At 47.2% G+C, this 21,234-nt stretch carries 21 protein-coding genes; 10 read left to right on the forward strand and 11 right to left on the reverse strand.

The window, feature by feature from the left end; genetic code table 11:
- Nucleotides 1-235: 235 nt before the first annotated feature.
- Entirely contained in the window at nt 236-973 is a 738-nt protein-coding gene (locus DKW60_RS14945) for an AAA family ATPase (protein WP_109838466.1), read from the reverse strand.
- Nucleotides 974-1,103: 130 nt separating this feature from the next.
- Between DKW60_RS14945 and DKW60_RS14950 the strand changes: the two genes are divergently transcribed.
- The 9 genes from DKW60_RS14950 to DKW60_RS14995 all read left to right on the forward strand — a co-directional run bounded on the left by DKW60_RS14950 (nt 1,104) and on the right by DKW60_RS14995 (nt 9,848).
- On the forward strand, nt 1,104-1,433 hold the full coding sequence (locus tag DKW60_RS14950) for a hypothetical protein (protein WP_109838467.1): 330 nt from the start codon (nt 1,104-1,106) through the stop codon (nt 1,431-1,433).
- Nucleotides 1,433-1,744, forward strand: coding sequence for a type II toxin-antitoxin system RelE/ParE family toxin (locus DKW60_RS14955; protein ID WP_109838468.1), 312 nt, complete (start codon nt 1,433-1,435; stop codon nt 1,742-1,744). The genes DKW60_RS14950 and DKW60_RS14955 overlap by 1 nt, the downstream gene beginning before the upstream one ends.
- Nucleotides 1,745-1,781: 37 nt before the next feature.
- Complete coding sequence (locus DKW60_RS14960) at nt 1,782-2,186, forward strand: thiol-disulfide oxidoreductase DCC family protein (protein WP_109838469.1); 405 nt, start codon at nt 1,782-1,784, stop codon at nt 2,184-2,186.
- 141 nt (nt 2,187-2,327) lie between these two features.
- Nucleotides 2,328-3,743 (forward strand): 8-oxoguanine deaminase, encoded by a 1,416-nt coding sequence (locus DKW60_RS14965; protein WP_109838470.1) that lies wholly within the window; start codon nt 2,328-2,330, stop codon nt 3,741-3,743.
- Nucleotides 3,744-3,995: 252 nt separating this feature from the next.
- Complete coding sequence (locus tag DKW60_RS14970) at nt 3,996-6,044, forward strand: NADH:flavin oxidoreductase (protein WP_109838471.1); 2,049 nt, start codon at nt 3,996-3,998, stop codon at nt 6,042-6,044.
- Nucleotides 6,045-6,245: 201 nt separating this feature from the next.
- On the forward strand, nt 6,246-7,235 hold the full coding sequence (locus DKW60_RS14975) for an acyl-CoA desaturase (protein WP_181389722.1): 990 nt from the start codon (nt 6,246-6,248) through the stop codon (nt 7,233-7,235).
- Nucleotides 7,228-7,542, forward strand: coding sequence for a metalloregulator ArsR/SmtB family transcription factor (locus DKW60_RS14980; RefSeq protein ID WP_109838472.1), 315 nt, complete (start codon nt 7,228-7,230; stop codon nt 7,540-7,542). The genes DKW60_RS14975 and DKW60_RS14980 overlap by 8 nt, the downstream gene beginning before the upstream one ends.
- An 8-nt stretch (nt 7,543-7,550) precedes the next feature.
- The gene (locus DKW60_RS14990; protein ID WP_146203494.1) at nt 7,551-8,531 is read left to right on the forward strand and encodes a hypothetical protein; all 981 of its coding nucleotides are present in this window, start codon (nt 7,551-7,553) and stop codon (nt 8,529-8,531) included.
- A gap of 147 nt (nt 8,532-8,678) precedes the next feature.
- Nucleotides 8,679-9,848 (forward strand): ATP-binding protein, encoded by a 1,170-nt coding sequence (locus DKW60_RS14995; RefSeq protein ID WP_109838475.1) that lies wholly within the window; start codon nt 8,679-8,681, stop codon nt 9,846-9,848.
- Between the two features lie 61 nt (nt 9,849-9,909).
- On the opposite strand, the gene DKW60_RS15000 is transcribed toward DKW60_RS14995, so the two are convergent.
- On the reverse strand, nt 9,910-10,317 hold the full coding sequence (locus DKW60_RS15000; protein ID WP_109838476.1) for a rhodanese-like domain-containing protein: 408 nt from the start codon (nt 10,315-10,317) through the stop codon (nt 9,910-9,912).
- A 95-nt stretch (nt 10,318-10,412) separates the two neighbouring features.
- Between DKW60_RS15000 and ftrA the strand changes: the two genes are divergently transcribed.
- Nucleotides 10,413-11,405: a transcriptional regulator FtrA gene (ftrA, locus tag DKW60_RS15005; RefSeq protein ID WP_109838477.1), complete on the forward strand. Its 993-nt coding sequence runs from the start codon at nt 10,413-10,415 to the stop codon at nt 11,403-11,405.
- A gap of 47 nt (nt 11,406-11,452) precedes the next feature.
- Here the strand turns inward: ftrA and DKW60_RS15010 are convergent, their stop codons facing one another.
- From DKW60_RS15010 to DKW60_RS15050, 9 genes are all read right to left on the reverse strand, one after another.
- The gene (locus tag DKW60_RS15010) at nt 11,453-12,466 is read right to left on the reverse strand and encodes an alpha/beta hydrolase family protein (protein WP_109838478.1); all 1,014 of its coding nucleotides are present in this window, start codon (nt 12,464-12,466) and stop codon (nt 11,453-11,455) included.
- A 436-nt stretch (nt 12,467-12,902) separates the two neighbouring features.
- Nucleotides 12,903-14,174, reverse strand: a complete 1,272-nt coding sequence (locus DKW60_RS15015; protein WP_109838479.1) for an O-acetylhomoserine aminocarboxypropyltransferase/cysteine synthase family protein — start codon at nt 14,172-14,174, stop codon at nt 12,903-12,905.
- A gap of 108 nt (nt 14,175-14,282) precedes the next feature.
- Entirely contained in the window at nt 14,283-15,017 is a 735-nt protein-coding gene (modC, locus tag DKW60_RS15020; protein WP_109838480.1) for a molybdenum ABC transporter ATP-binding protein, read from the reverse strand.
- Nucleotides 15,010-15,693: a molybdate ABC transporter permease subunit gene (modB, locus tag DKW60_RS15025; protein WP_219988773.1), complete on the reverse strand. Its 684-nt coding sequence runs from the start codon at nt 15,691-15,693 to the stop codon at nt 15,010-15,012. Before modB ends, modC begins: the two co-directional genes overlap by 8 nt.
- Nucleotides 15,677-16,561: a molybdate ABC transporter substrate-binding protein gene (gene modA, locus DKW60_RS15030; protein ID WP_219988774.1), complete on the reverse strand. Its 885-nt coding sequence runs from the start codon at nt 16,559-16,561 to the stop codon at nt 15,677-15,679. Before modA ends, modB begins: the two co-directional genes overlap by 17 nt.
- On the reverse strand, nt 16,558-16,929 hold the full coding sequence (locus tag DKW60_RS15035; RefSeq protein ID WP_109838481.1) for a winged helix-turn-helix domain-containing protein: 372 nt from the start codon (nt 16,927-16,929) through the stop codon (nt 16,558-16,560). Before DKW60_RS15035 ends, modA begins: the two co-directional genes overlap by 4 nt.
- A gap of 64 nt (nt 16,930-16,993) precedes the next feature.
- Entirely contained in the window at nt 16,994-19,030 is a 2,037-nt protein-coding gene (locus DKW60_RS15040) for a transglutaminase TgpA family protein (protein WP_109838482.1), read from the reverse strand.
- Nucleotides 19,023-19,985, reverse strand: a complete 963-nt coding sequence (locus DKW60_RS15045; protein ID WP_181389723.1) for a DUF58 domain-containing protein — start codon at nt 19,983-19,985, stop codon at nt 19,023-19,025. Before DKW60_RS15045 ends, DKW60_RS15040 begins: the two co-directional genes overlap by 8 nt.
- Nucleotides 19,978-20,913 carry an AAA family ATPase gene (locus tag DKW60_RS15050; RefSeq protein ID WP_109838484.1) on the reverse strand — a complete coding sequence of 312 codons (936 nt, stop codon included), beginning with the start codon at nt 20,911-20,913 and terminating at the stop codon, nt 19,978-19,980. The genes DKW60_RS15045 and DKW60_RS15050 overlap by 8 nt, the downstream gene beginning before the upstream one ends.
- Nucleotides 20,914-21,234: the final 321 nt, after the last annotated feature.

The following is a 21,234-nucleotide window of genomic DNA, read 5'->3' on the forward strand; positions in this document are numbered from 1 at the left end:
TTTACCACGACTTGGGCACTTTGATGCCGCAGGCCGGGAGTATTCACCTCTTTTCGGTCTGATTAACCACTCTGATTTAAGGTTGGGATGCGTTCATATCATTCTCCTAGAGGGTGTTATGTTCTATCAAATCATACCACAGGGATATCTGATATATTAGTTAAAGGCCGCTAGGGTATATCGCTTGTTGGTGTTAGGCAATGGTTAGCATTGGTTGTGGGGTGAAATTTGAATGTTATGCATCATCATAATCTTCGAATAATTGGCGAAAATACCTTTCCGGCGAGTCGAGGAATGATTTAGTCAGCTGGTAATGACTACTCTCTTTATAGTCGATTTGCTTAATTTCCCCATCATCGAAACTGATAACTTTCGCACCGGGATAGCTCAACAGAATAGGGGAATGTGTCGCTATCAAAAACTGTGCATGGCCTGGAGCTTCAAGCTGGTTAATAATACTCATAAACGCTAGTTGTCGTTGGGGTGATAATGCTGCCTCTGGCTCATCTAAGATATAGAAGCCGTGCTCAAACCTGTTTTCAAATAACGCCAGAAAGGACTCACCGTGTGATTGTTTGTGGAGTGATTTGCCTCCGTAAGCGCGAAGATTTGATACCTCCTCAATATACGTTGCGAAATTAAAAAAACTTTCCGCTCTCAGGAAAAAGCCTTCTGTAGTGCGCGGCAGCCATGACAAGCGTAGCGCTTTGGCCAACTCGGATCGATCTTCAAATGACTCTCGATAGTGATCACGGTTGCCCCCTTCGGGATCGAAACCACAACATTCTGCTACTGCTTCTAATAAGGTTGATTTACCACTGCCGTTTTCCCCGACTAGCATTGTGACTTTGGAGTCCAGAGCGATGTTTATTCCTTTGTCATAGGCAGGAATATTGAAAGGAAAGCGGGATCTGTCGAAGTTTTCTTCGAGACTGGTGATGCTGTGGAGGAAGGGAGCGCCTAATTTGGGCATGGTATTGGCTCTTTGGAGTTAGTTGGTTTCATCGGTGCTTTATTATTGTGGTATCACTATTCGATAAAGTATAGCTTCATATGTTATATTTGATACCAACGTGTTGATCTCAATTTTGGAGAGTTTAGTCATGGCTTTTACCTTACGCCTTAATGAAGAAGAGGAACATAATCTTCAGGCAATTATGAAACAGGAAGGATATAAAACGGCAAGTGAAGCTGTTCGTCGTTGTGTGAATGAGCACTTACCTCTCAAATCATACAAGGATGAGTATTTACGCATTAAAGAATCCTACACTAGCTTACTAAAAGCGTTGGAGCAGAAAAAACAAGCTGAGGATGAATTAGAGGCACAAATCACGCAAAGACTTGCACAGCTTGATAATGGTGAGATTGAAATATTAGATGGCCCGACAGCCTTGCAGAGTTTAAGAAAACGGTCATTGGATAGAGCGCAATAATGCGTTATGTCCTACACCCTGAAGCATACGAAGATATTGAAAATACCGTTGATTTTTATGATGGTAGGGTTGCCGGTCTAGGTGCTCAATTTATTGATCAGCTTGAATCTGATCTTCTGAAAGTTGCCGATGCGCCTGAGCAATTTTTCTGTGCTTATCCGAAAACTAAAGTATATCGTTATCCGATGAAGCGTTTTCCTTACTCGATTTTCTATCGGATAGATGCTAGTTATGTCACGGTAATTACTGTGGTGCATCAGGCGAGAGAGCCGTTGCAGTGGTTGGATAGATTGGACCCTTCACAAAAATAGGCTCTGTTACTGGTTTACTTGGGTGCTTCCTCTTACTATGAACAACAATAAATCCACCATAATCTTCGACGGCATCTGCAACTTCTGCAATAGCTCCGTCAACTTTATAATCGCCCGAGATCCCGAAGGCAAATTCAGCTTCGCACCTATGCAAGGTGAAACGGCCCAAGCCTTAATGAAACAACACGGAATCGATAACCCCAACCTAGATACATTCCTGCTAATCAAAGACGGCAAACTCTACCAACGTACAGATGCCGCGCTTGAAATCACCAAAGACCTGACAGGGTTCTGGAAGTTATTTCGAGTATTTGTAATTGTACCAGCTCCGATTCGAGATGTTTTTTATCGGGTATTTGCAAAGTATCGTTACCGGCTTTTTGGTAAAAAGGATGTGTGCATGGTTCCGACTCCGGAAGTGCGTGAGCGGTTTTTGGGTTGAGCTAATTTAAGCGCAAATCCCTCACAGCAAAGGGCTAAAGTGTCGTATTCAAAATAGCAGATGCACAGTTATTGAGACTGAAATGGAGACACGATGCAAAACACGAATTCTGGAAGAATTTTAATCAAACGATAGAAATTTATGACTACAAAACTAATCACTAATGCCAAAGTCCTCGTAACCATGGACGCTGACCGCCTAGAAATCCCCGACGGTGCAATCCTAATCCGCGACAATGTGATCGAAGCTGTAGACACCACCGCAGAATTAGAAAAATACTGCACAGAGCAGGGAATCACCCCAGATGAAACCATCGATGCAACCGGCACCGTCATCATCCCCGGTTTAATCAACTGCCATCACCACCTCTACCAAACTCTGACCCGTACTGTCGGTACAGCCCAAGGTTTATCCTTATTCGACTGGCTAAAAACACTCTACAAAATCTGGGGAAAAATGGACGGTGAAGCGGTGTATGTCAGCGCCAAAGTTGGTCTGTCGGAGCTATTATTATCCGGCGCCACCACGGTCGCTGATCACCTGTATTTATTCCCCAACGGTGCAAAGCTGGATGATGAAATCCGTGCTGCGCAAGAGCTGGGCGTGCGTTTCCATCCCACGCGTGGCAGCATGAGTTTGGGTGAGAGTCAAGGTGGTCTGCCACCAGATTCAGTATGTCAGGATGAAGAGAGTATTCTGGAAGATTGTATTCGCGTCATTGAGGAGTTTCACGATGCTGAGATGCACTCAATGTTACGCATAGGCTTGGCACCGTGTTCGCCGTTTAGCGTGACGGGTGAGTTGATGAAAAAGACGGCTGATCTGGCGCGTAAATACCCCAAAGTAAACCTGCATACGCACCTTGCTGAAACCATCGACGAAGATCGTTTTTGCATGGAGAAATTTGGCATGCGTCCGTTGGAATATATGGAGAGCGTGGGATGGCTGGGAGATGATGTATGGTTTGCGCACATGGTGCACCCGTCGAGTGATGAGATTGTGCAGATGGCAGAGACCCGCACCGGTATTTGTCATTGTCCGAGCAGTAATATGATACTGGCGTCAGGTATTGCACCGGTACGTGAGATGGTGGATGCGGGCATGAAGGTCGCTTTGGGTGTGGATGGTTCTGCCAGTAATGATGGTAATCACATGCTGGGTGAAGCACGTCAGGCGATGTTATTGCAGCGCGTTGGCTGGCCTGGATTTGAAGCGTGGGCGGATCGTTTTTCGGCGCGTGAGGCGTTGGAGCTGGCGACGTTGGGTGGTGCGCGAGTGCTGCGTCGTGAAGATGATATTGGTAGTCTGGAAGTTGGTAAGTCTGCGGACTTGGTGGCGTTCCGCATTGATGGATTAACTCATGCGGGCGGGCAGAGTGATCTGGTTGCGTCCTTAATGACTTGTGCACCGGGCACGGCTTGGTTGTCGATTATTAATGGGCAGGTGGTGGTGCGTGAGGGTGAATTACCGCACGTTGATTTACCGCCGCTCATTAAACGGCACAATGAGATTGCAGCAGGGATGTTGGCTTCTGATTCCGATAAACCGATGAATTAACCACTCTGAAGGCAAAATTACACCAATGACTGAGCTAATTTAGAATAAAAAAACGCCCCAAATAAGGGGCGCGAAGGGGAGAGATGTTGCTGTAGGAGTGAGTGTATTGTGCTTAGAAATCATGTAGGAAATAAGGAAGAAACATGGAGAAAGTATGGAGATGCGCTTAATTAGATAGAGTTGCGGATCAAGCATTGACTCATCTGTCCATTATCAAGACACTGGTGTTAAAACTAGGTAGGAGAATGGAGTATGTCAAAAGACCCGTTGTTACAGCCGTTCCAGCTCAAGCATTTGACGCTGAAAAACCGAATCATGACGACCAGTCATGAGCCAGCGTATCCCGAAGATGGCATGCCGAAAGAGCGTTATATTGCCTATCACGCTGAGCGCGCCAAAGCCGGTGTTGCACTGGCAATGACTGCAGGTTCTGCTGCGGTTAGTAAAGACAGTCCTCCTGTATTCAATAATATTCTGGCCTACACCGACGAAGTTGTGCCTTGGACGCAGCGCCTGACTGATAGTCTGCATGAGTATGATTGTGCCGCGATGATCCAACTCACGCATCTGGGACGCCGCACCACATGGGATAAGGGTGATTGGCTGCCGTCTGTCTCTTCTTCCAAACACCGCGAACCGGCGCACAAAGCCTTTCCAAAACTCATTGAAGATTGGGATATCGCGCGGATTATCAACGACTTTGCAGATGCTGCCGAGCGCATGAAAGCTGGTGGTATGGATGGGATTGAGCTGCAAGTTTATGGCCATTTGCTGGATCAATTCTGGTCGCCATTATCCAATGATCTGGTTGGACCTTACGGTGCGGATACACTGGAAAACCGTCTGCGTTTCCCGATGGATGTGCTCGAAGCTGTTCGCAAGCGCGTTGGGGATGAGTTCATCGTAGGAGTACGCTATACAGCAGATGAGGCGCAAAAAGGCGGCATTACCGAAGCCGAGGGTGTCGATATTTCCAAGCGTTTGGCAGCTTGTGGCATGGTCGATTTTCTCAACGTTGTAAAGGGGCGAATTCATACCGACCCTGCTATGACGGATCTGATTCCGATACAAGGCATGGCCAATGCGCCGCATCTGGACTTTGCCGGTAAGGTTAAACAAGCCACTGATTTACCCGTGTTTCATGCAGCCAAAATTCCGGACTTGGCAACCGCACGACATGCCATATCAAGCGGCCTGTTGGATATGGTCGGTATGACACGAGCACACATGGCTGACCCGCATATCGTGCGCAAGCTGGAAGCAGGGCAGGAACATGAAATCCGTCCTTGTGTGGGCGCAACGTATTGTTTGGATCGCATTTATCGTGGCGCGGAAGCACTGTGTATTCACAATGCAGCAACGGGGCGTGAATTAACCATGCCGCATGATATACCGGCGGCAGATACGAAGAAAAATATAGTGATTGTTGGGGCCGGGCCAGCAGGTTTGGAAGCGGCCAGAGTAGCGGCAGAGCGTGGGCATAAGGTCACCGTATTTGAAGCTGCACCGGATGCCGGTGGACAGGTTCGTTTAACCGCACAATCACCTCGTCGACGCGAAATGATCTCCATTATCGACTGGCGTTTGGAGCAGTGTGCCAAGCACAATGTAGAGATCAAATACAATCATTGGGCAGAGGTGGAGGATGTGACGGCATTAAACCCGGATGTAGTAATCATTGCCACTGGTGGTTTACCAAATACGGAGCTATTTGAAACCAAGCGCGGCGAGCAAGCGCATGTGATTACCGCCTGGGACTTGATTGGCCGAGATGTGAAGCCCGCCGAGCATATATTGATCTACGATGAGTCGGGTGACCATCCCGCATTACAGGCAGCAGAGATTGCGGCGAATGCTGGTGCTAAGGTGGAGGTTATGACGCCGGATCGCTCCTTATCACCGGATATTATGGCGATGAATCTGGTGCCATATATGCGCGCGCTGCAAGATAAAGATGTCACTTTTACAGTGACGCGTCGTTTGCTGGATGTTGCGCGTGATGGCAGTAAGTTGGTTGCCACCATCGGCACTGATTACAGTGATCACAGCTATCAGGCGGAATATGATCAGGTGGTGGTTAATTACGGTACGTTGCCGTTGGACGATCTGTATTTTGAGTTGAAACCGCTGTCATCAAATGAAGGCGCGGTAGATCAGGATGCTTTGGTTAAAGGTAAACCGCAGACAATGAGGCCAAACGAATCGGGTGGATTCCAACTGTTTCGAATTGGTGATGCAGTGTCTGCACGTAACACGCACGCAGCGATTTATGATGCCTTGCGGTTGGTGAAGGAGATTTAACCATGCGTAGTATAAATACAGCGTCGTAGTTCACTCCAGAACGTCGGAAATCTTAAACACAAGTTCAGGGTTAGGGGAGTATTTGATGTTTCCAATCTGAGTCAGTGATGTTTGTCATGGAGTGACCGCTCGTAGGTTTCTCGTTGACATTAGACTAGGAATGATAAACAGTTAATTAACTAATAAGTTAAATAGTTAATTATGAGCATAGATACTCCCCGCTTTATCACACCACCAGAACCTGATCCCGCACTTCACGGCTCAATCCATTTTTCTCCGCTCAAATCACTGTGGATGTCATCCATGTATCTGATTGCCATTATTGGTGGCGTACTTACATTTAGTGCGGATGCCTTGTTGGTTTTCCTCGTCACCTCAGCGATTATACTGTGCTTGGGTCACTCACTTGGCATGCACCGTCGACTCATCCATAACAGCTACGAATGTCCGAAGTGGTTGGAATATAGCTTTGTTTACCTCGGTGTGCTTGTCGGACTTGCTGGTCCAATCGGCATGATGAGAACGCATGATCTGCGTGATTGGGCGCAGCGTCAAAAGCATTGTCATGATTATTTTGCGCACCAACAGCCAATGATGACGGATTGGTTTTGGCAGGTGCACTGCGATATTAAACTTAAGTTTTCACCCGAGTTCACGTCAGAGGAGCATATCAGGGATGACAAAATGTACGCCTTTATGGAGAAGTACTGGATGTGGCAGCAGCTGCCTTTAGCGATTCTGTTAGGTTATTTTGGTGGTATCAGTTGGATTGTTTGGGGTGTCTGTATGCGGGTTGCAGTTAGCGTGACCGGACATTGGTTAGTGGGATATTTTGCGCATAATCAGGGTGAAAAACACTGGCATGTAGAAGGAGCCGCCGTGCAAGGCTATAACATCAAACATATTGGTCTACTGACCATGGGCGAATGCTGGCACAACAATCACCATGCTTTTCCGGGGTCTGCCAAACTTGGACTTCATGCGAATGAAGTGGATCCGGGATGGTGGGTATTGCGAGTCTTGGAAAAAGTGGGCTTGGTATGGAATATCAAACTACCAAAATACTTAGCTGAACGACCGGAGTTGAGAGTAGTACCAAAGCAAACCGATATTGCCGGTTCAGTGCCAAAGCACATCGGCTCCACTGACTCAGTACTGGCATCAAACTACAGGAGTAGCAACAATGGATAATATTAATCTGGTTTTCGAAGCTCTTTCCTCAACGCCGAGACGCAAAATTCTCAGTTATTTATCCGCAACACCACTGACTGCCGGAGAAATTTCTGAACGCTTTGAAATGAGTAAACCGGCCTTGTCGAAGCACCTGAAAATACTGCAAACCGCTAATCTCATTACGGGTGAAAAGAAAGGGCAGTATATGCATTACAGTCTCAATCGTGACAATTTGGTCAGTAACTTGCAGGATTTTGCAGCGAACTTCTGTCCGGTTGGTTCCGGGCTTAAGAAAGAAAGCAAACAGATTGCAGACAAGGATTAGGAGGCGGTATGTCAGATCAAGCATCAGTGCCAGATCAAAAACCGGCAAACCAAGAATCGATACCAGACCAAAAATCACCCAAAGCAATAAGGCCTTCCCTATTTATTTTGTTTTGCATCATTATCGTGGTATCGATTGCCATGCATTTGATACTACGCTCCGATATTTCGGGAGCGGCTATTTTGTATGTGGGAATTCCATCGGTGATTGCCGTTTTACTGCTGCCGTTTACCGCGACGATGTCGAAACAGGGTTGGAAATCTTCTTTCGCTCGACTATCCATGTATTCCCTGATTATTATGCTAGCCAGTTCGGCAATATTGTTTGAAGGGTTCCTATGTGTCGTGATGTTTATGCCGATTTATTTTGGCGTCATCTTTATCGTTTTTCTGATCAAGTTGGCCTACGAACACAATAAATCAAAAAGCCGCCTGCATCTTCATGTATTACCACTATTATTGTTTGTGGCTGCACTGGAAGGAATTTCACCAGAACTAAGTTTCAACCGCTACAACGCTGTCAGCGCAACCAAAGTAGTCAATGCTAGTATCCCTGAAGTTAAGCACAATCTGATTCAACCGGTGGAACTGAATCAGGAGCGCCATTGGTTTTTATCGTTGTTTCCGATGCCATATCAAATGGATGCAAAGGCGCTCGAAGAAGGCGATATCCATACCATTCACTACCGTTATCACCGCTGGTTTGTGACGAACACACACGAAGGTTATACCAAGCTCAAGGTGGCCGAGGTGTCTGACCGGAGCATTCGTTTAGAGGTGTTGGATGACACGAGTTACCTTGCAACTTATTTGAACGCCTTGGGTACTGAGATTTCTATGCATCCGCTTGATGGAGGCAGCACAGAGGTGACGCTTACTATCAAGTACGAGCGTTTACTTGATCCGGCGTGGTATTTTGATCCGATGCAGAAGTATGCGACGAAGTTGGTTGGGGAGTATTTGATTGGTGTGATGATGGAAGGTCATTAAGTGAGAACAATTAATATGCGGAGCTCAGCGCAAACTAGCGTACTGGTCAGCGAAACACCTGAAATGTATTTAATATATTGAACATCTTCTTGCTTACCAGAGGTTTTTATCCTTGTAATATTAACGGCAGGCGTTAAAATTGCAAGAATGATTAAAAGACCTCTCGCACACAATAAAATTGAAAAAGCGCTTAAGCGACAGCCTGCGGTTGCAATGATTGGGCCGCGTCAAGTTGGAAAAACAACACTGGCTAAGTCAATTGCTCAGGATAGACCTTCAATCTACCTAGACCTTGAACGGGCCGAAGACCGTGCAAAATTAAGTAGCCCAAGAACTTACTTAAAAAGCCATCAAGATAAGTTAGTTGTATTAGATGAAATACACCGAGTCCCTGAGTTATTCAACGAGCTGAGAGGGATCATTGATGAAGGAAGAGAAAGTGGGCATGGGAATGGTCGCTTTTTAATTCTTGGTTCAGCCTCTATGGATTTGATGCAACAATCAGAAACGCTGGCTGGTCGAATTGCTTATATTGATCTGCCGCCTTTACTGTATACCGATACACAAGATATTGGCCTCAATACCTTATGGCTTCGAGGGGGCTACCCAAGGAGTCTTCTAGCTGCAGATGACGAAGATAGTTTCGATAACCGGCTAGACTTCATTCGCTCATACCTAGACCGTGATGTCCCCATGTTTGCACCACGTATGTCTGCAACGTCCGTGGGTAATTTATGGACTATGCTAGCTCATGGGCAAGGGGGGCTGCTTAACTCATCAAAACTAGCTGGAAACCTCGGTGTTTCAAGTCCTGCCATCAGCCGTTACTTAGATCTTTTAACTGACCTATTGCTTGTTAGGCGCCTGCCTCCTTATTTTACCAATACCAAAAAAAGGTTAGTTAAAGCGCCTAAAACATATGTGCGGGATAGTGGTTTGGTTCATGCGCTCTTAGGTATCGAGTCGCGGGACGAACTGCTAGGACATCCCGTTGTAGGAAGTAGCTGGGAAGGTTTTGTTATTGAAAATATACTCAGTGCTGCCCCTCGTCGAACACAAGCCAGTTTTTATCGTTCCAGTGCAGGGGCTGAAATCGATCTGGTTTTAAACATGGGGGCCAAACATGGTGTTTGGGCAATTGAAATAAAGCTTTCAGAAGCTCCAAGCACTAGTAAAGGCTTACACTCTGCAATGATCGATATTCAACCTGACAAAACATTTATTGTTTATTCTGGTAATGATCGTTACCCAAAGACAGACAGTATTGAGGTCATTCCTTTGTCTGACTTGTTGGATGAATTACTCGCCTTACATTGATTATGGGCGAGAATCTGGGGTAGTTAATCGGAAATCTGTCAATAACGTAAATAGCTTCCCTTTAATCCTTGTAATTAATAGTAGTCAAGGCAAATCCTTCATCAATCCAGCCAGTAATACCACCAGCCATGATTTTCACCGGACGACCAAGTTTCGCTAATCTAACCGCTGCTTTAGCTGCACCATTACAGTGTGGCCCAGCGCAGTAAACCACAAACAGCATGTCTTCATCCCATGCCTTCAGCTTTGAGGCGACGATTTTCCCATGTGGCAGATGCACCGCGCCCGGCACGTGACCAGCGTTATAAAGCGCTTTGTTTCTCACATCCAGCAATACAAATCCTTTGTCCTCTTGCTGCAAAGCGTCGTGGGTATCCCAGCAGTCTGTTTCAAACTCGAATTGCTTCTCAAAATGGGTTAGGGCATCACTTGAATTAGCGGCAGGTACTGCGGTTACGTTATTAGTCATGTCGGATTACTTGTTTGTTTTCCTGAAGATGAGTCTATTGTGTTGCAAAGCGTCAGGCGCTAACATTGGCAGAAATGACAATATACGTTTAAATAATGACAAATGCTCAAGACTCCAAAACCGTTGTTGTATTGATTTACGAACAGCTCTGCATGTTTGAATTCTCCTGCGTTGCTGAAGTGTTTGGCTTGCCACGTCCGGAAATGGGGAGTAATTGGTATCAATTCAAAACTGTCTCGATAGATGGAAAACCGGTTAACACGCAATATCATGGACAAATTAGCCCTGATATTTCATTAAGTGCGCTTGAAAAGGCAGATCTGATTATTATCCCCGGTTGGTCAGGAATCGACGATGATGTACCGGCTGAGGTCATAGATAAGTTGTGCCAATTACATGCGGCGGGTACGCGATTGACGTCCATCTGTTCTGGGGTAAAAGTGTTGGCATCGACAGGTCTGCTTAATAAAAAATCAGCAACCACGCACTGGCGCTACATCGATACCCTTAAGAAAAAACATCCGGAAATCGATGTGAAAACGGATGTACTTTATATCGATCATGAGTCTTTGCTGACATCAGCGGGAAGTGCAGCAGGGCTCGATTTATGTCTGCATATTGTGCGAAAAGATTTTGGTAGTGATATCGCCAATCAGGTTGCCCGACGTTTGGTGATACCGCCACTGAGGGAAGGTAGTCAGGCACAATTTGTACAGCAGCCAGTGCCGTCGAATGATCGGGGAATGATTTCACCGGTGCTGGATTTAATGCACAGTCAGCTGGATCAGCCACACCCGACGGCTAAGCTGGCGGCGACGATGAATCTGAGTGAGCGTACGTTTTTGAGGCGCTTCAAAGAGGCAACCGGTACCACGCCTGGCGAATGGTTGAGTGAGGCGCGGGTGCAACGTGCTAAGACATTGCTGGAAAGTACTGATCTGAGTGTTGAACGGGTGGCGGCGCAGGTTGGCTTTGGTACGGCAATGACCTTGCGGCATCATTTTAGAAAGCGGCTACATATATCTCCGGTGTCTTATCGGAAACAGTTTTCTACCCAAGATATGGGGGTGACCCAAAGAAGGTTGTAATTTGAGTCAGTTCTTAATCCATAATCTGAGCGAGTTGGCTAAAGAGCTTAACGGCTCTGATCCTTATCAGGCATCACCTGGCGCAACCAATCACTCATTTCAGAATAGAGCGGCATCGAAGTCGCTAATACATTGCGATGTCCTGCGCCCGGTACCGTCAGCCATTTTCGGTTACGGCTCCCTAGCGCGTCATACAAATCTTGCCCTTGCTGAATCGATACAAAGTTGTCCTGATTACCATGCACCAGCAAGGTTGGTAGCTTGACGTGCTGGGCGACCTGCCGGGGACGAATTGAACGAATGGTTGGGCGTTGTTGCAAGTTGCGTTCGATATCCAGTAACGACAGCAGTGCCGGAAAGACCGGCTTCCATGGTTCAGGGATCTGAGACTCCAGCACGCCTTCTAAACTCGCAAAGCTACTCACTACCATCATGGCATCCCAATCAGATGAAGCTTCACCGGCAGCATTCACGGCAAATGCACCACCCATCGACATTCCCCATAGCGCAGCAGGCTCGTCGGGCAGGCCAAACTCATTGCGGATATCTTCCAGTACTTTAGCGGGTAGTTGACGCTCGAAATCGCTGCTGCCAAAACTCATGGATTGCAGTGGGCTATCGCCGTGGGCGGGTAAGTCAGGTAATACGCAACGAAAGCCAGCAGCAACGAAACGTTCGGCGACAGGAAGTAGGTCCTCCTTACGACCTTTACGGCCATGCAGCAGCACAATAATCCCCTGAGTGCGCCCATACGCAGGCAGCTTTGCGCCTTTTTCTGATAATTGTTGGCGAAGCTTTTTTCCACGTCTTGAAGCGCCCGCGAGTCCATCAGGTTCTACCAATAAACAAGGCACTTGGCCGTCAAGACAGTTATGGCTGATGATACTTAAGCCGTAGTCGGCAGGGTTGTTGATTCGTTTCATGTGGTACTCCTGAAGTGCCCGACGCGGTGGTGAGAAGATGGCAGCATTGATTTGATGTGCAATCAGCAGTAATGCAATGGAGCAAACTGTGAGCAGGGCAGCCAGTGTTCCAACGGTACGTCGGTTAGTGTTTTTCATTATTAGTCATTTTTTAATCATTACAGTGTAATCTGATTTTTAGTATAGGGAGAGGATTTGCAGATAATGTGCAGAAGGCGCGTTATTTTTGTGGATTAGTCTTTAATAAGTAATATTGAGATTATTTAAGATGCATGAAGTCATATAGAAACAACTAAATAGCTAATAATTGATTTATATTAATGTTTTGTTTCTTATTTTAACCTAATAAGTTGTTTACATTTTGCACATTTCAGGTATTCTCATGGCTTACTTACGTTTTCCAGAGACAGAGTTGTGGAATTTGTGTTGTTAGCGCGTACAAGGGAGCGTATCCATCAAGGATGATGAGATCAGCATGATTAGGTGCTGAATCCCCAAGCCGCATAAGCTGCCCTCTTATGCGGCTTTTTTTCTTGAAAGCTATCTCTTGCAAAATAGCTTGTTTATGGAGGTATTAAACGGCTTCAAAGGCCTGTGTGAGGTCAGCGATAATATCATCGATATGTTCAATACCAACACAAAGGCGCAACATCTCTGGCGATACACCTGCACTTTTTTGCTCCTCTTCAGACATCTGGCGATGAGTTGTTGAGGCAGGGTGGCAAGCCAATGTTTTGGTATCACCAATATTCACTAAACGCTTCACAAGTTTCAGGGAATCATAAAAACGTACGCCTGCTTCATAGCCACCTTTAATACCAAAAGTTAGTAATGACGAAGGCTTACCATCCAGATATTTCTGCGCGAGGTCATAATATTTATCACCTTCCAAACCTGCATAATTGACCCACTCCACCTCGTCGTGATTTTTCAGGAAAGTGGCCACAGCCAAAGCATTGTCACAGTGACGCTCCATACGAAGAGGCAGTGTCTCAATGCCCTGCAATAGCATAAATGCGCTCATTGGCGACAAGGCAGCACCGGTATTTCTGAGTGGCACGGTACGTGCGCGGGCAATAAAGGCAGCCGGGCCAAAGGCTTCGTTATACACAACGCCGTGATAAGCAGGTTCTGGCTCACTGAAAATCGGAAAGCGATCGGTGTGCTCAGTCCATGGGAATTTACCAGAATCAACGATGATGCCACCGAGTGTGGTACCGTGGCCGCCCATGTATTTGGTTAGTGAGTGAACCACGATGTCTGCGCCATGTTCGATTGGGCGTAATAACGCAGGCGTTGCCACCGTGTTATCGACAATTAATGGTACACCATGACGATGTGCCGCCTCAGCGATAGGCGCGATATCAACAATGTTACCGGCAGGGTTACCGATTGTTTCACAGTAAACCGCTTTGGTATTTTCATCGATGAGTTTTTCAATATCAGCCGCACTATCGCTATCAGCAAAGCGCACTTCGATGCCTTGCTTTGGCAACATATGCGCTAGTAATGTGTAGGAGCCACCGTACAGTTGAGGGGTACTGATAATGTTATCACCCGCCTCCGCAAGGGTGAGCAATGCATAGTTAATCGCTGCCGAGCCTGCTGATGTTGCCAGTGCCGCGATACCACCTTCCATGGCAGCAACACGCTTTTCAAGTACATCCCAGGTTGGATTCATAATGCGTGTATAAATATTTCCGGGAACGGCTAAATCAAACAGGTCAGCACCGTGCTGAGCATCGTCGAACTCATAAGCTACGGTTTGATAAATCGGTACCGCACAGGATTTTGTTACCGGATCTGTTTCATAACCTTCATGGGTACAGATAGTTTCAATTTTCATCGTTTCTCCTCGCTCTGAGTATTGAATTGGGTTGGGATTGGTTAGCATTAGTATAACGCCTGATAACAGTGGATTCAGCTTATCGGGGGGATGCTGACTGTTTAATTATTAAAACAAATGACTATCATCAAGATATTGTTCTGTCTCTGTTAGCTTGCCACTGGCGATGATTTTGCCAGAATCCATTACCACCAGATTATCCGCTAGCCGCCTGACTTCTGCAGGGGAGTGCGTGACATAGAGAACTGGTATGGCTAATTCCTGATGCAGTCGTTCCAGAAACGGCAAAATCTCACGTTTGCGTTTCATATCAAGTGCGGATAATGGCTCATCCATGAGCAGTAACTGTGGGCACACAGCCAAAGCACGTGCGATTGAGACACGCTGACGCTCGCCACCGGATAGTCGATCAGGCTTGCGATGAAGTAAGTTTTCGATACCTAACAGGTCGATCACTTGCTCCAATTGATCGTTGTTTTGACTTTGACCACAGCGCTTTTGACCGTACTGTAAGTTTTTTAAAGCCGACAAATGCGGAAATAAACTGGCTTCCTGAAACACATAGCCGATGGGGCGTTGATGAGTGGGCAGGCGAGTTGATTGACTGCTGTCTTCCCATACCGATTGATCCACTTGAAAAAAAGCGATTTGGGGTTTTTCCAGCCCGGCAATGCAGCGCAATAAGGTACTTTTTCCACAGCCGGAATGGCCAAAAATAGCCGTCACACCACGCCCTGAAAAACTGCCGTCTACATCCAGTGAAAACTCATCTCGTTGCAGCTGAAAGTGGAATTTTATACTGTCTTTTTCAGTGCTGGCAGTAGCTTCGGCTCGCTCAGACATGTTGCACTCGTAGCGGCGTTTTAATCACGGTATACATCACCAGGAGCACCAAAAATGAAAAGCCTAACAAGAGGGCGGCCAGCCAATGTGCCTGTGTGTATTCCAGCGCTTCAACATGATTATACAATTGCACGGAGACCAGTCGCGTCTTATCCGGGATGTTGCCACCAATCATCAAAACAACGCCGAATTCGCCTACGGTGTGCGCAAAGCCAAGAATGCCTGCAGTAAAAAAGCCGGGCTTTGCCAGTGGAATAGTGACCGAGAAAAAGCTGTCTATTGGACTAGCTCGCAAGGTGGCGGCAACCTCCAATGGGCGTGGGCCGATGGCTTCAAAAGCATTCTGCAACGGCTGTACCACAAAGGGCAGCGAGTAAATGCAGGAGGCGAACACTAGTCCGGTGAATGTAAATGGCAGCGTGCCAAGTCCGATAGCATCTGTAAAACGACCCAGTGCACCTTCCGGTCCCATCAGCACCAATAAATAAAAGCCCAGCACGGTAGGTGGTAAAACCAAGGGCACTGCGATCAATGCACTCAGTAAGGGCTTCCAGCGAGACTGTGTATTACTCAGCCACCAAGCGACCGGCGTACCCAATATCAGCAAAATAAGCGTCGTGAGTGAGGCGACTTTGAAGGTCAGCCAGAGTGCGGAGTAATCAGCGGAGGTAAGCATAATCACAAGACTGATCAGATTCAGCTAGCTGCACTGATGTTGGCAGATCATATCCAAATGAGCGGATCAGAGCGTGAGTGCTTTTACGCTGTAAAAACTGACTAAATTCGGTCGCTGCATCTTTATGCTTAGCTCGTTTGAGTATCACTGCGTATTGGTCGATAGGCTCATGATAATCACGGGGGATAAGCCATTGTGAACCTTTAAGGGATTCTGGATGATGCTGAACCTGCGACAGTGCCACAAAGCCTAAATCGGCATTGCCCGTTCGCACGAATTGATAAGTCTGAGAGATATTTTCACCTTTAACAACTCGCGGTTTAAGGTGTTGTTCAATGCCCAAAGCACTTATCACTTGCTCGGCAGCTTTGCCATACGGTGCTAACTTGGCATCTGCCAAAGCAATATAACGAAACTTATCAGACTTCAGTACATCACCAGAAGTATCGACAAGCTCCTGCTTTCCTGACCACAGCACCAGACGCCCCTGCGCATAAATGAATTCACTTCCGGAGACGGCAAGTTCTTTTTCTAATAAACGTGTCACCTTGTCTTGATCTGCCGACAAAAATAAATCGAAGGGTGCGCCATGTCTGATCTGCGCCATCAACTTGCCGGAAGAGCCGAATGACAGCGTGACTTTGTGACCGGTCGATTCAGTAAATTGCTGACTAATCGCCTGCATCGGTTTGATGAAATTTGACGCTACAGCGACCAACAGATCATCTGCAAATGCTGGAGTGCTGCTAATCCCCAGTAAGATGCTCAGCACGATTGATCTGAGCAATTTGCGTGGGCTTAGTGCAGCCATTGCCTGTGGAACAGGGTTATTCATTTCAAAACATAACGACTGGTAAATAGTTTTCATAAGGTAATCTGACCAGAACGTTTTTCCATAAAATCACGCATGTCTTGTTCGACCTCACGGAATAACTGAATCGCGCGTTCTCCGGTATCAGTCAGGCTTGCGCCACCTCCGCCTTTACCGCCCGTAGAGCTAGTCACTAGTGGTTGGGTGCTGTGAGTGTTCATTGAATTAACGAGCTGCCAAGCCTGCCGGTAAGACATTTTCATGGAGCGTGCTGCGCCACTGATGGAGCCGTGCTCTTGAATGCGTTCCAGCAAAATAACGCGACCTGTGCCAAGAAATGTGCCTTCTTCGTTGGCAATCCAGAAGCGACCACGTAGGTGGTATGGCTGAGTAGCTTGAGTGGTTGAGGTAGTTTGTGTGCTCATAGCGTTATTCATATCAAAACATAACGCTATGAGCAAGTTATCAAAGGAGGTAGGCCGTGATAATTTAAGCGATCTGCCTGAGTAATCTGCGCATCTTTTTCAGACTATCCTGACCGTCCGTAGTGCCGTTGGGTTCATAGCAAAGACGTTGGTAAAGCAGGGAGAATGACAATATATCATCAGCCTTATCCGGCACTTTTTGACTGGCCAGCAGCGCGAACTCCGTCGCGGTTTGTTTGGGCTCACGCTTGATGCCGCGTTTTTCTAACTGCTTACAAAACTTACGATACAAGCGATGTTCATAGGCTTCGTAACTACGCTTTTTCATTAACCCCAGCATGACAAACCACAAGAGGAAAATGCCTAAAAACAGCAAACCAACCAAGGCGGCTAAGGGGACTGATGAGAGTTTATCCAGAATCATTTTCAATAAGTTCGCCTGTGATGCTTTGTCATAACCTAAAATCCAGCGTTTCCAACCATACTGAATCGCATCCATCTTGGCGCGAATGCCATCCAGCCATTTGAACTGTCGCACTGAAAACAGCTGATCTTCCAGAAAACTACCTTCGTACTCGACGGCAGCCTCTAAGCCACCTTCTACCCGGCTTGGCGCGACTCTGGCTGTCGGATCAATTCGCACCCAGCCTTTGCCTGCCAACCAGACTTCGGTCCAGGCATGCGCATCGTATTGGCGTATCGACACAAAATCACCGGACTCACTCCATTCTCCGCCTAAGTAACCCACTACAATTCGGGCGGGTATACCGGCTGCCCGCATCAGAAATACAAAGCTGCCGGAGTAGTGAGAGCAAAAGCCACGCAATGATTCAAATAAGAATTTATCGATGGTGTCACTGTCGCCTAACAATGGCGGACGCAGTGTGTAGTAGTAATTTTCCTGATGGTAGTGATCCAGTACTTTGTCGATATAAGCCTGATCGCTACCTGCTTCAGCACGCCATTGTTTGGCTAGTTCGCGGCTTTTTGGATTGCCTGTTTCTGGTAGTTGTAAGGCGACTTTACGGCTGTAATCGGTCAGCTCGACATCGCGAATTGCATCGGGGTAACTGATGGCCTTCATCAATAATGAGCTTTGAATGTCTCCCCGCGACATCACGCGATAATCACCTAACTGCAGTATCTTCCCGGAAGCACGGGTGGTGGGTGTCAGGGTAAATAACCAGGGTTGTCCGGTCTTCTCATATATCGCTTCATATTCCATGGGATCACCGCGAAGTTCTATATTGTCAGACTCCCACGGCTGCTTGAAAGATAGCTCGGACTTGAGGTCTTCCGTGTCGTATTCATGCTCCAGTTGTGACCAGGTCACGCCATCAAAATGATTCAGCACCAAGCCGCGCCAGTACAGCTCGTCAGCAGCGGGTGTTTTGTCAGTAAAGCTAACACGAAACGCCAACTCATCAGATTTACTCAAGTTCGCAATATCACCCGGCGCCATAGTGTCACCGACGCCGGTTTTAGCATGGCTTTCAAAGCTGGGAATCACCCACAGAGGCGAAAAGCGAGGCATCAAGACAAACACCAGCGCCATTAAGGGCAGACATTGCAATAGCATTAGTGCTGCCGTGCTAAGGCTGGAGCGTGTGGCATATTGACTAAGTTGTTGTGCCGGGGATTGCTGATTGGCGATAAGTGCGCCGGTCAGGATAATCAGCGAGATCACGCCGTAAGCGCCTGCCAAGATCGACTGGCTAAATAAGAAACTAATCGCCACCAAAAAGTAGCCGATAAAGACCACGACCAAAGCATCTCGTTGCTTCACGACTTCAAGTGATTTAAAGGCAAAGCCCAGCAATAGAAGCGATACCATGGTATCTAGCGACAGCAAAGTCATATCGCTGGCTAATACACCCGCCACGCCTAACGTAATCACAAATAAGCGGACTAATAATTTCGGCTGGGCACTGTGCCCCTTGATCACTCTGATGCGCCAATAGGTCGCTGCCAGCATCACCGGGACTAACCAGACAGGCAGATTAAAGGCAAAGGGTAGCATCACGATTAACTGTGCTGCCAGCAACCATACCATGCCACGATAGGTCACTTGACGGGAGATCTGATAATCGTTATCAAGCATGTGCCGCACCTTCGGCAGGTAAGCCGTATAAGGCCAATGCCGTCAAACACCGCACTTTATGCCCTTCACCGCTGGAGGGTTCGATCACTTTACCGGGAATGCGCAGGCCAAATTGTCGTTGTTCATTATTAAATTGCAGCACCATTGCCGACAGGTGTGACAGGCGTGGTTCGATGCCTGCGATATTGAGTTTCTCCCAATCCAACCATGCTTCATGGCTTTCATAATCCACAAAAGATTTAGTGTAGAGATCACCTGTTTTCGCAAATTGTCCCCAATGAATATGGCGCGGTGAATCACCTGCCTGATATTGGCGAACGCCAGCAAAATCATTGGAGCCACCGGAAATTTCAACACCTTCATCGGTCTCGTCACCGGCCTCACGTTTATCAATCTGATTACTGTTTTCGATAGGTTCGGGATACACAATCGCATCCATATCCACCGCCGCATACGACCATGCCGTGGTTAAGCCGGTGGGGTAGCGCGTAAAGATATCGAGTCGTGGCGGGCTGAAGCGGCCACGGTCTTTGGTGCTGTGGGATAACTTGATGCGAGTGGATTGCTGTTCCTGCAAGTTCAGCTCAACGAGGTCTTCGTTTTTCCAACCAAAATAGATGGCACTTTTGCGCTGGTTTACTGGTCGCGAGACTTCCAGCTCCAGAACCATTTTTTCACCGGCAAAGCAGGGCTCGGCGCCCACGGCTTTAATCGTGAGTCCGGCGATATTTTTATAGGTGTATAAAATATTGATTACCAGTAAAGCGATGAGCCAGAAGCACACCACATACACCAGTGAATTTTGGAAATTAATGCCAAGCAAAAATAACAGAATGATGATCGCTATCAGGCCCACACTGATTTTGCTGGGCACGATAAAAATAGTTTTTTGTGAGAGTGTTTGTTCGCGAACTCTGGGGAACCGATTGGCGACAAAGTCCTTAACGCTAAACACGCACTCCCCCGATAACATCAACCGTATTGAGAATATGTCTGGCTAGCTGATCACCTTGTGTTTCACGACGCCCGACCAAACGGTGGCCGGCTACAGCAACAAAAACAGCCTGCACATCTTCCGGCAGAACATGATCGCGGCCCTGAATTAACGCCCAGCTTTGAGCGCTTCTTATGAGTGCTAGTGCTCCACGAGGCGATAGCCCCAATAAACACAGATCACGCTCACGTGTTTGCGCGATCAGGCGTTGCACATAGTCCAGCAAGGCGTCGGTCATTTTGATTTTGGGGACTTGGTGCTGCAATGCGATTAACTGTTCCTGAGTGATACAGGTTTGCATCGCGGCCAGTGAACCACGTCCGTGCTTGCCTTGTAATAATTTACGCTCAACCTCTGGAGTGGGGTAGCCGAGTGAGACCCGCAGCAAAAAACGATCCAGTTGTGACTCAGGCAGCGGGAATGTACCGGATTGGCTTTGCGGGTTTTGCGTGGCGATGACAAAGAACGGATCTGGCAGGTGATGTGATTCACCATCAATACTAACCTGTCGCTCTTCCATCGCTTCCAGCAGCGCGCTTTGCGCACGCGGTGTGGCACGGTTTAATTCATCCGCCAGAAAAATTTCACTAAAAATAGGACCGGGACGAAAATTAAACTCACTGGTTTTGCCATCAAATACCGTCGCGCCCACCACGTCCGCGGGTAATAAATCACTGGTGAATTGCACCCGTTTGTAATCAAGACCAAACACATTGGCCAAGCCGTGCGCCAAGGTGGTTTTACCCATGCCCGGTAAATCTTCCAGTAGTAAATGGCCACCAGCGAACAGTGCCGTTAAGGCGAGTCTGACCTGGTTGGGTTTACCTAAAATAACATGATTTAACTGCGCAGAAGCGTTGTGGATGAGCTGTTGGGCGGTTTGGGTCACTGTGTTGTCTCGGGGTAGTTGTTATTTTTATGATCAAGCTAACCTTAGAGCAGTTATTGAGCGAATTCAATTGTTACCCGCGCAGCGGTCTATTGCCGTTTTTTCCGGAAAAATATGCGCTGGAGCGTTGCTGATATCTCGTCGATCCATTGTGCGAATGGACGGTCTTATCGGAGGTGTACCAGTAATGAAATTACCGTAAACAGGTCTCAGGGGTCTTATTGTTATGCACTGCGCATTTTTACAATCCATTACAGATTTACCTTTTGACTTTGCCGGATTGGCGGTCTAATAATCCTTGCTGCCAACAAGAATATGGAA

This window comes from Leucothrix pacifica (assembly GCF_003172875.1).
GTDB classification, from domain to species: domain Bacteria; phylum Pseudomonadota; class Gammaproteobacteria; order Thiotrichales; family Thiotrichaceae; genus Leucothrix; species Leucothrix pacifica.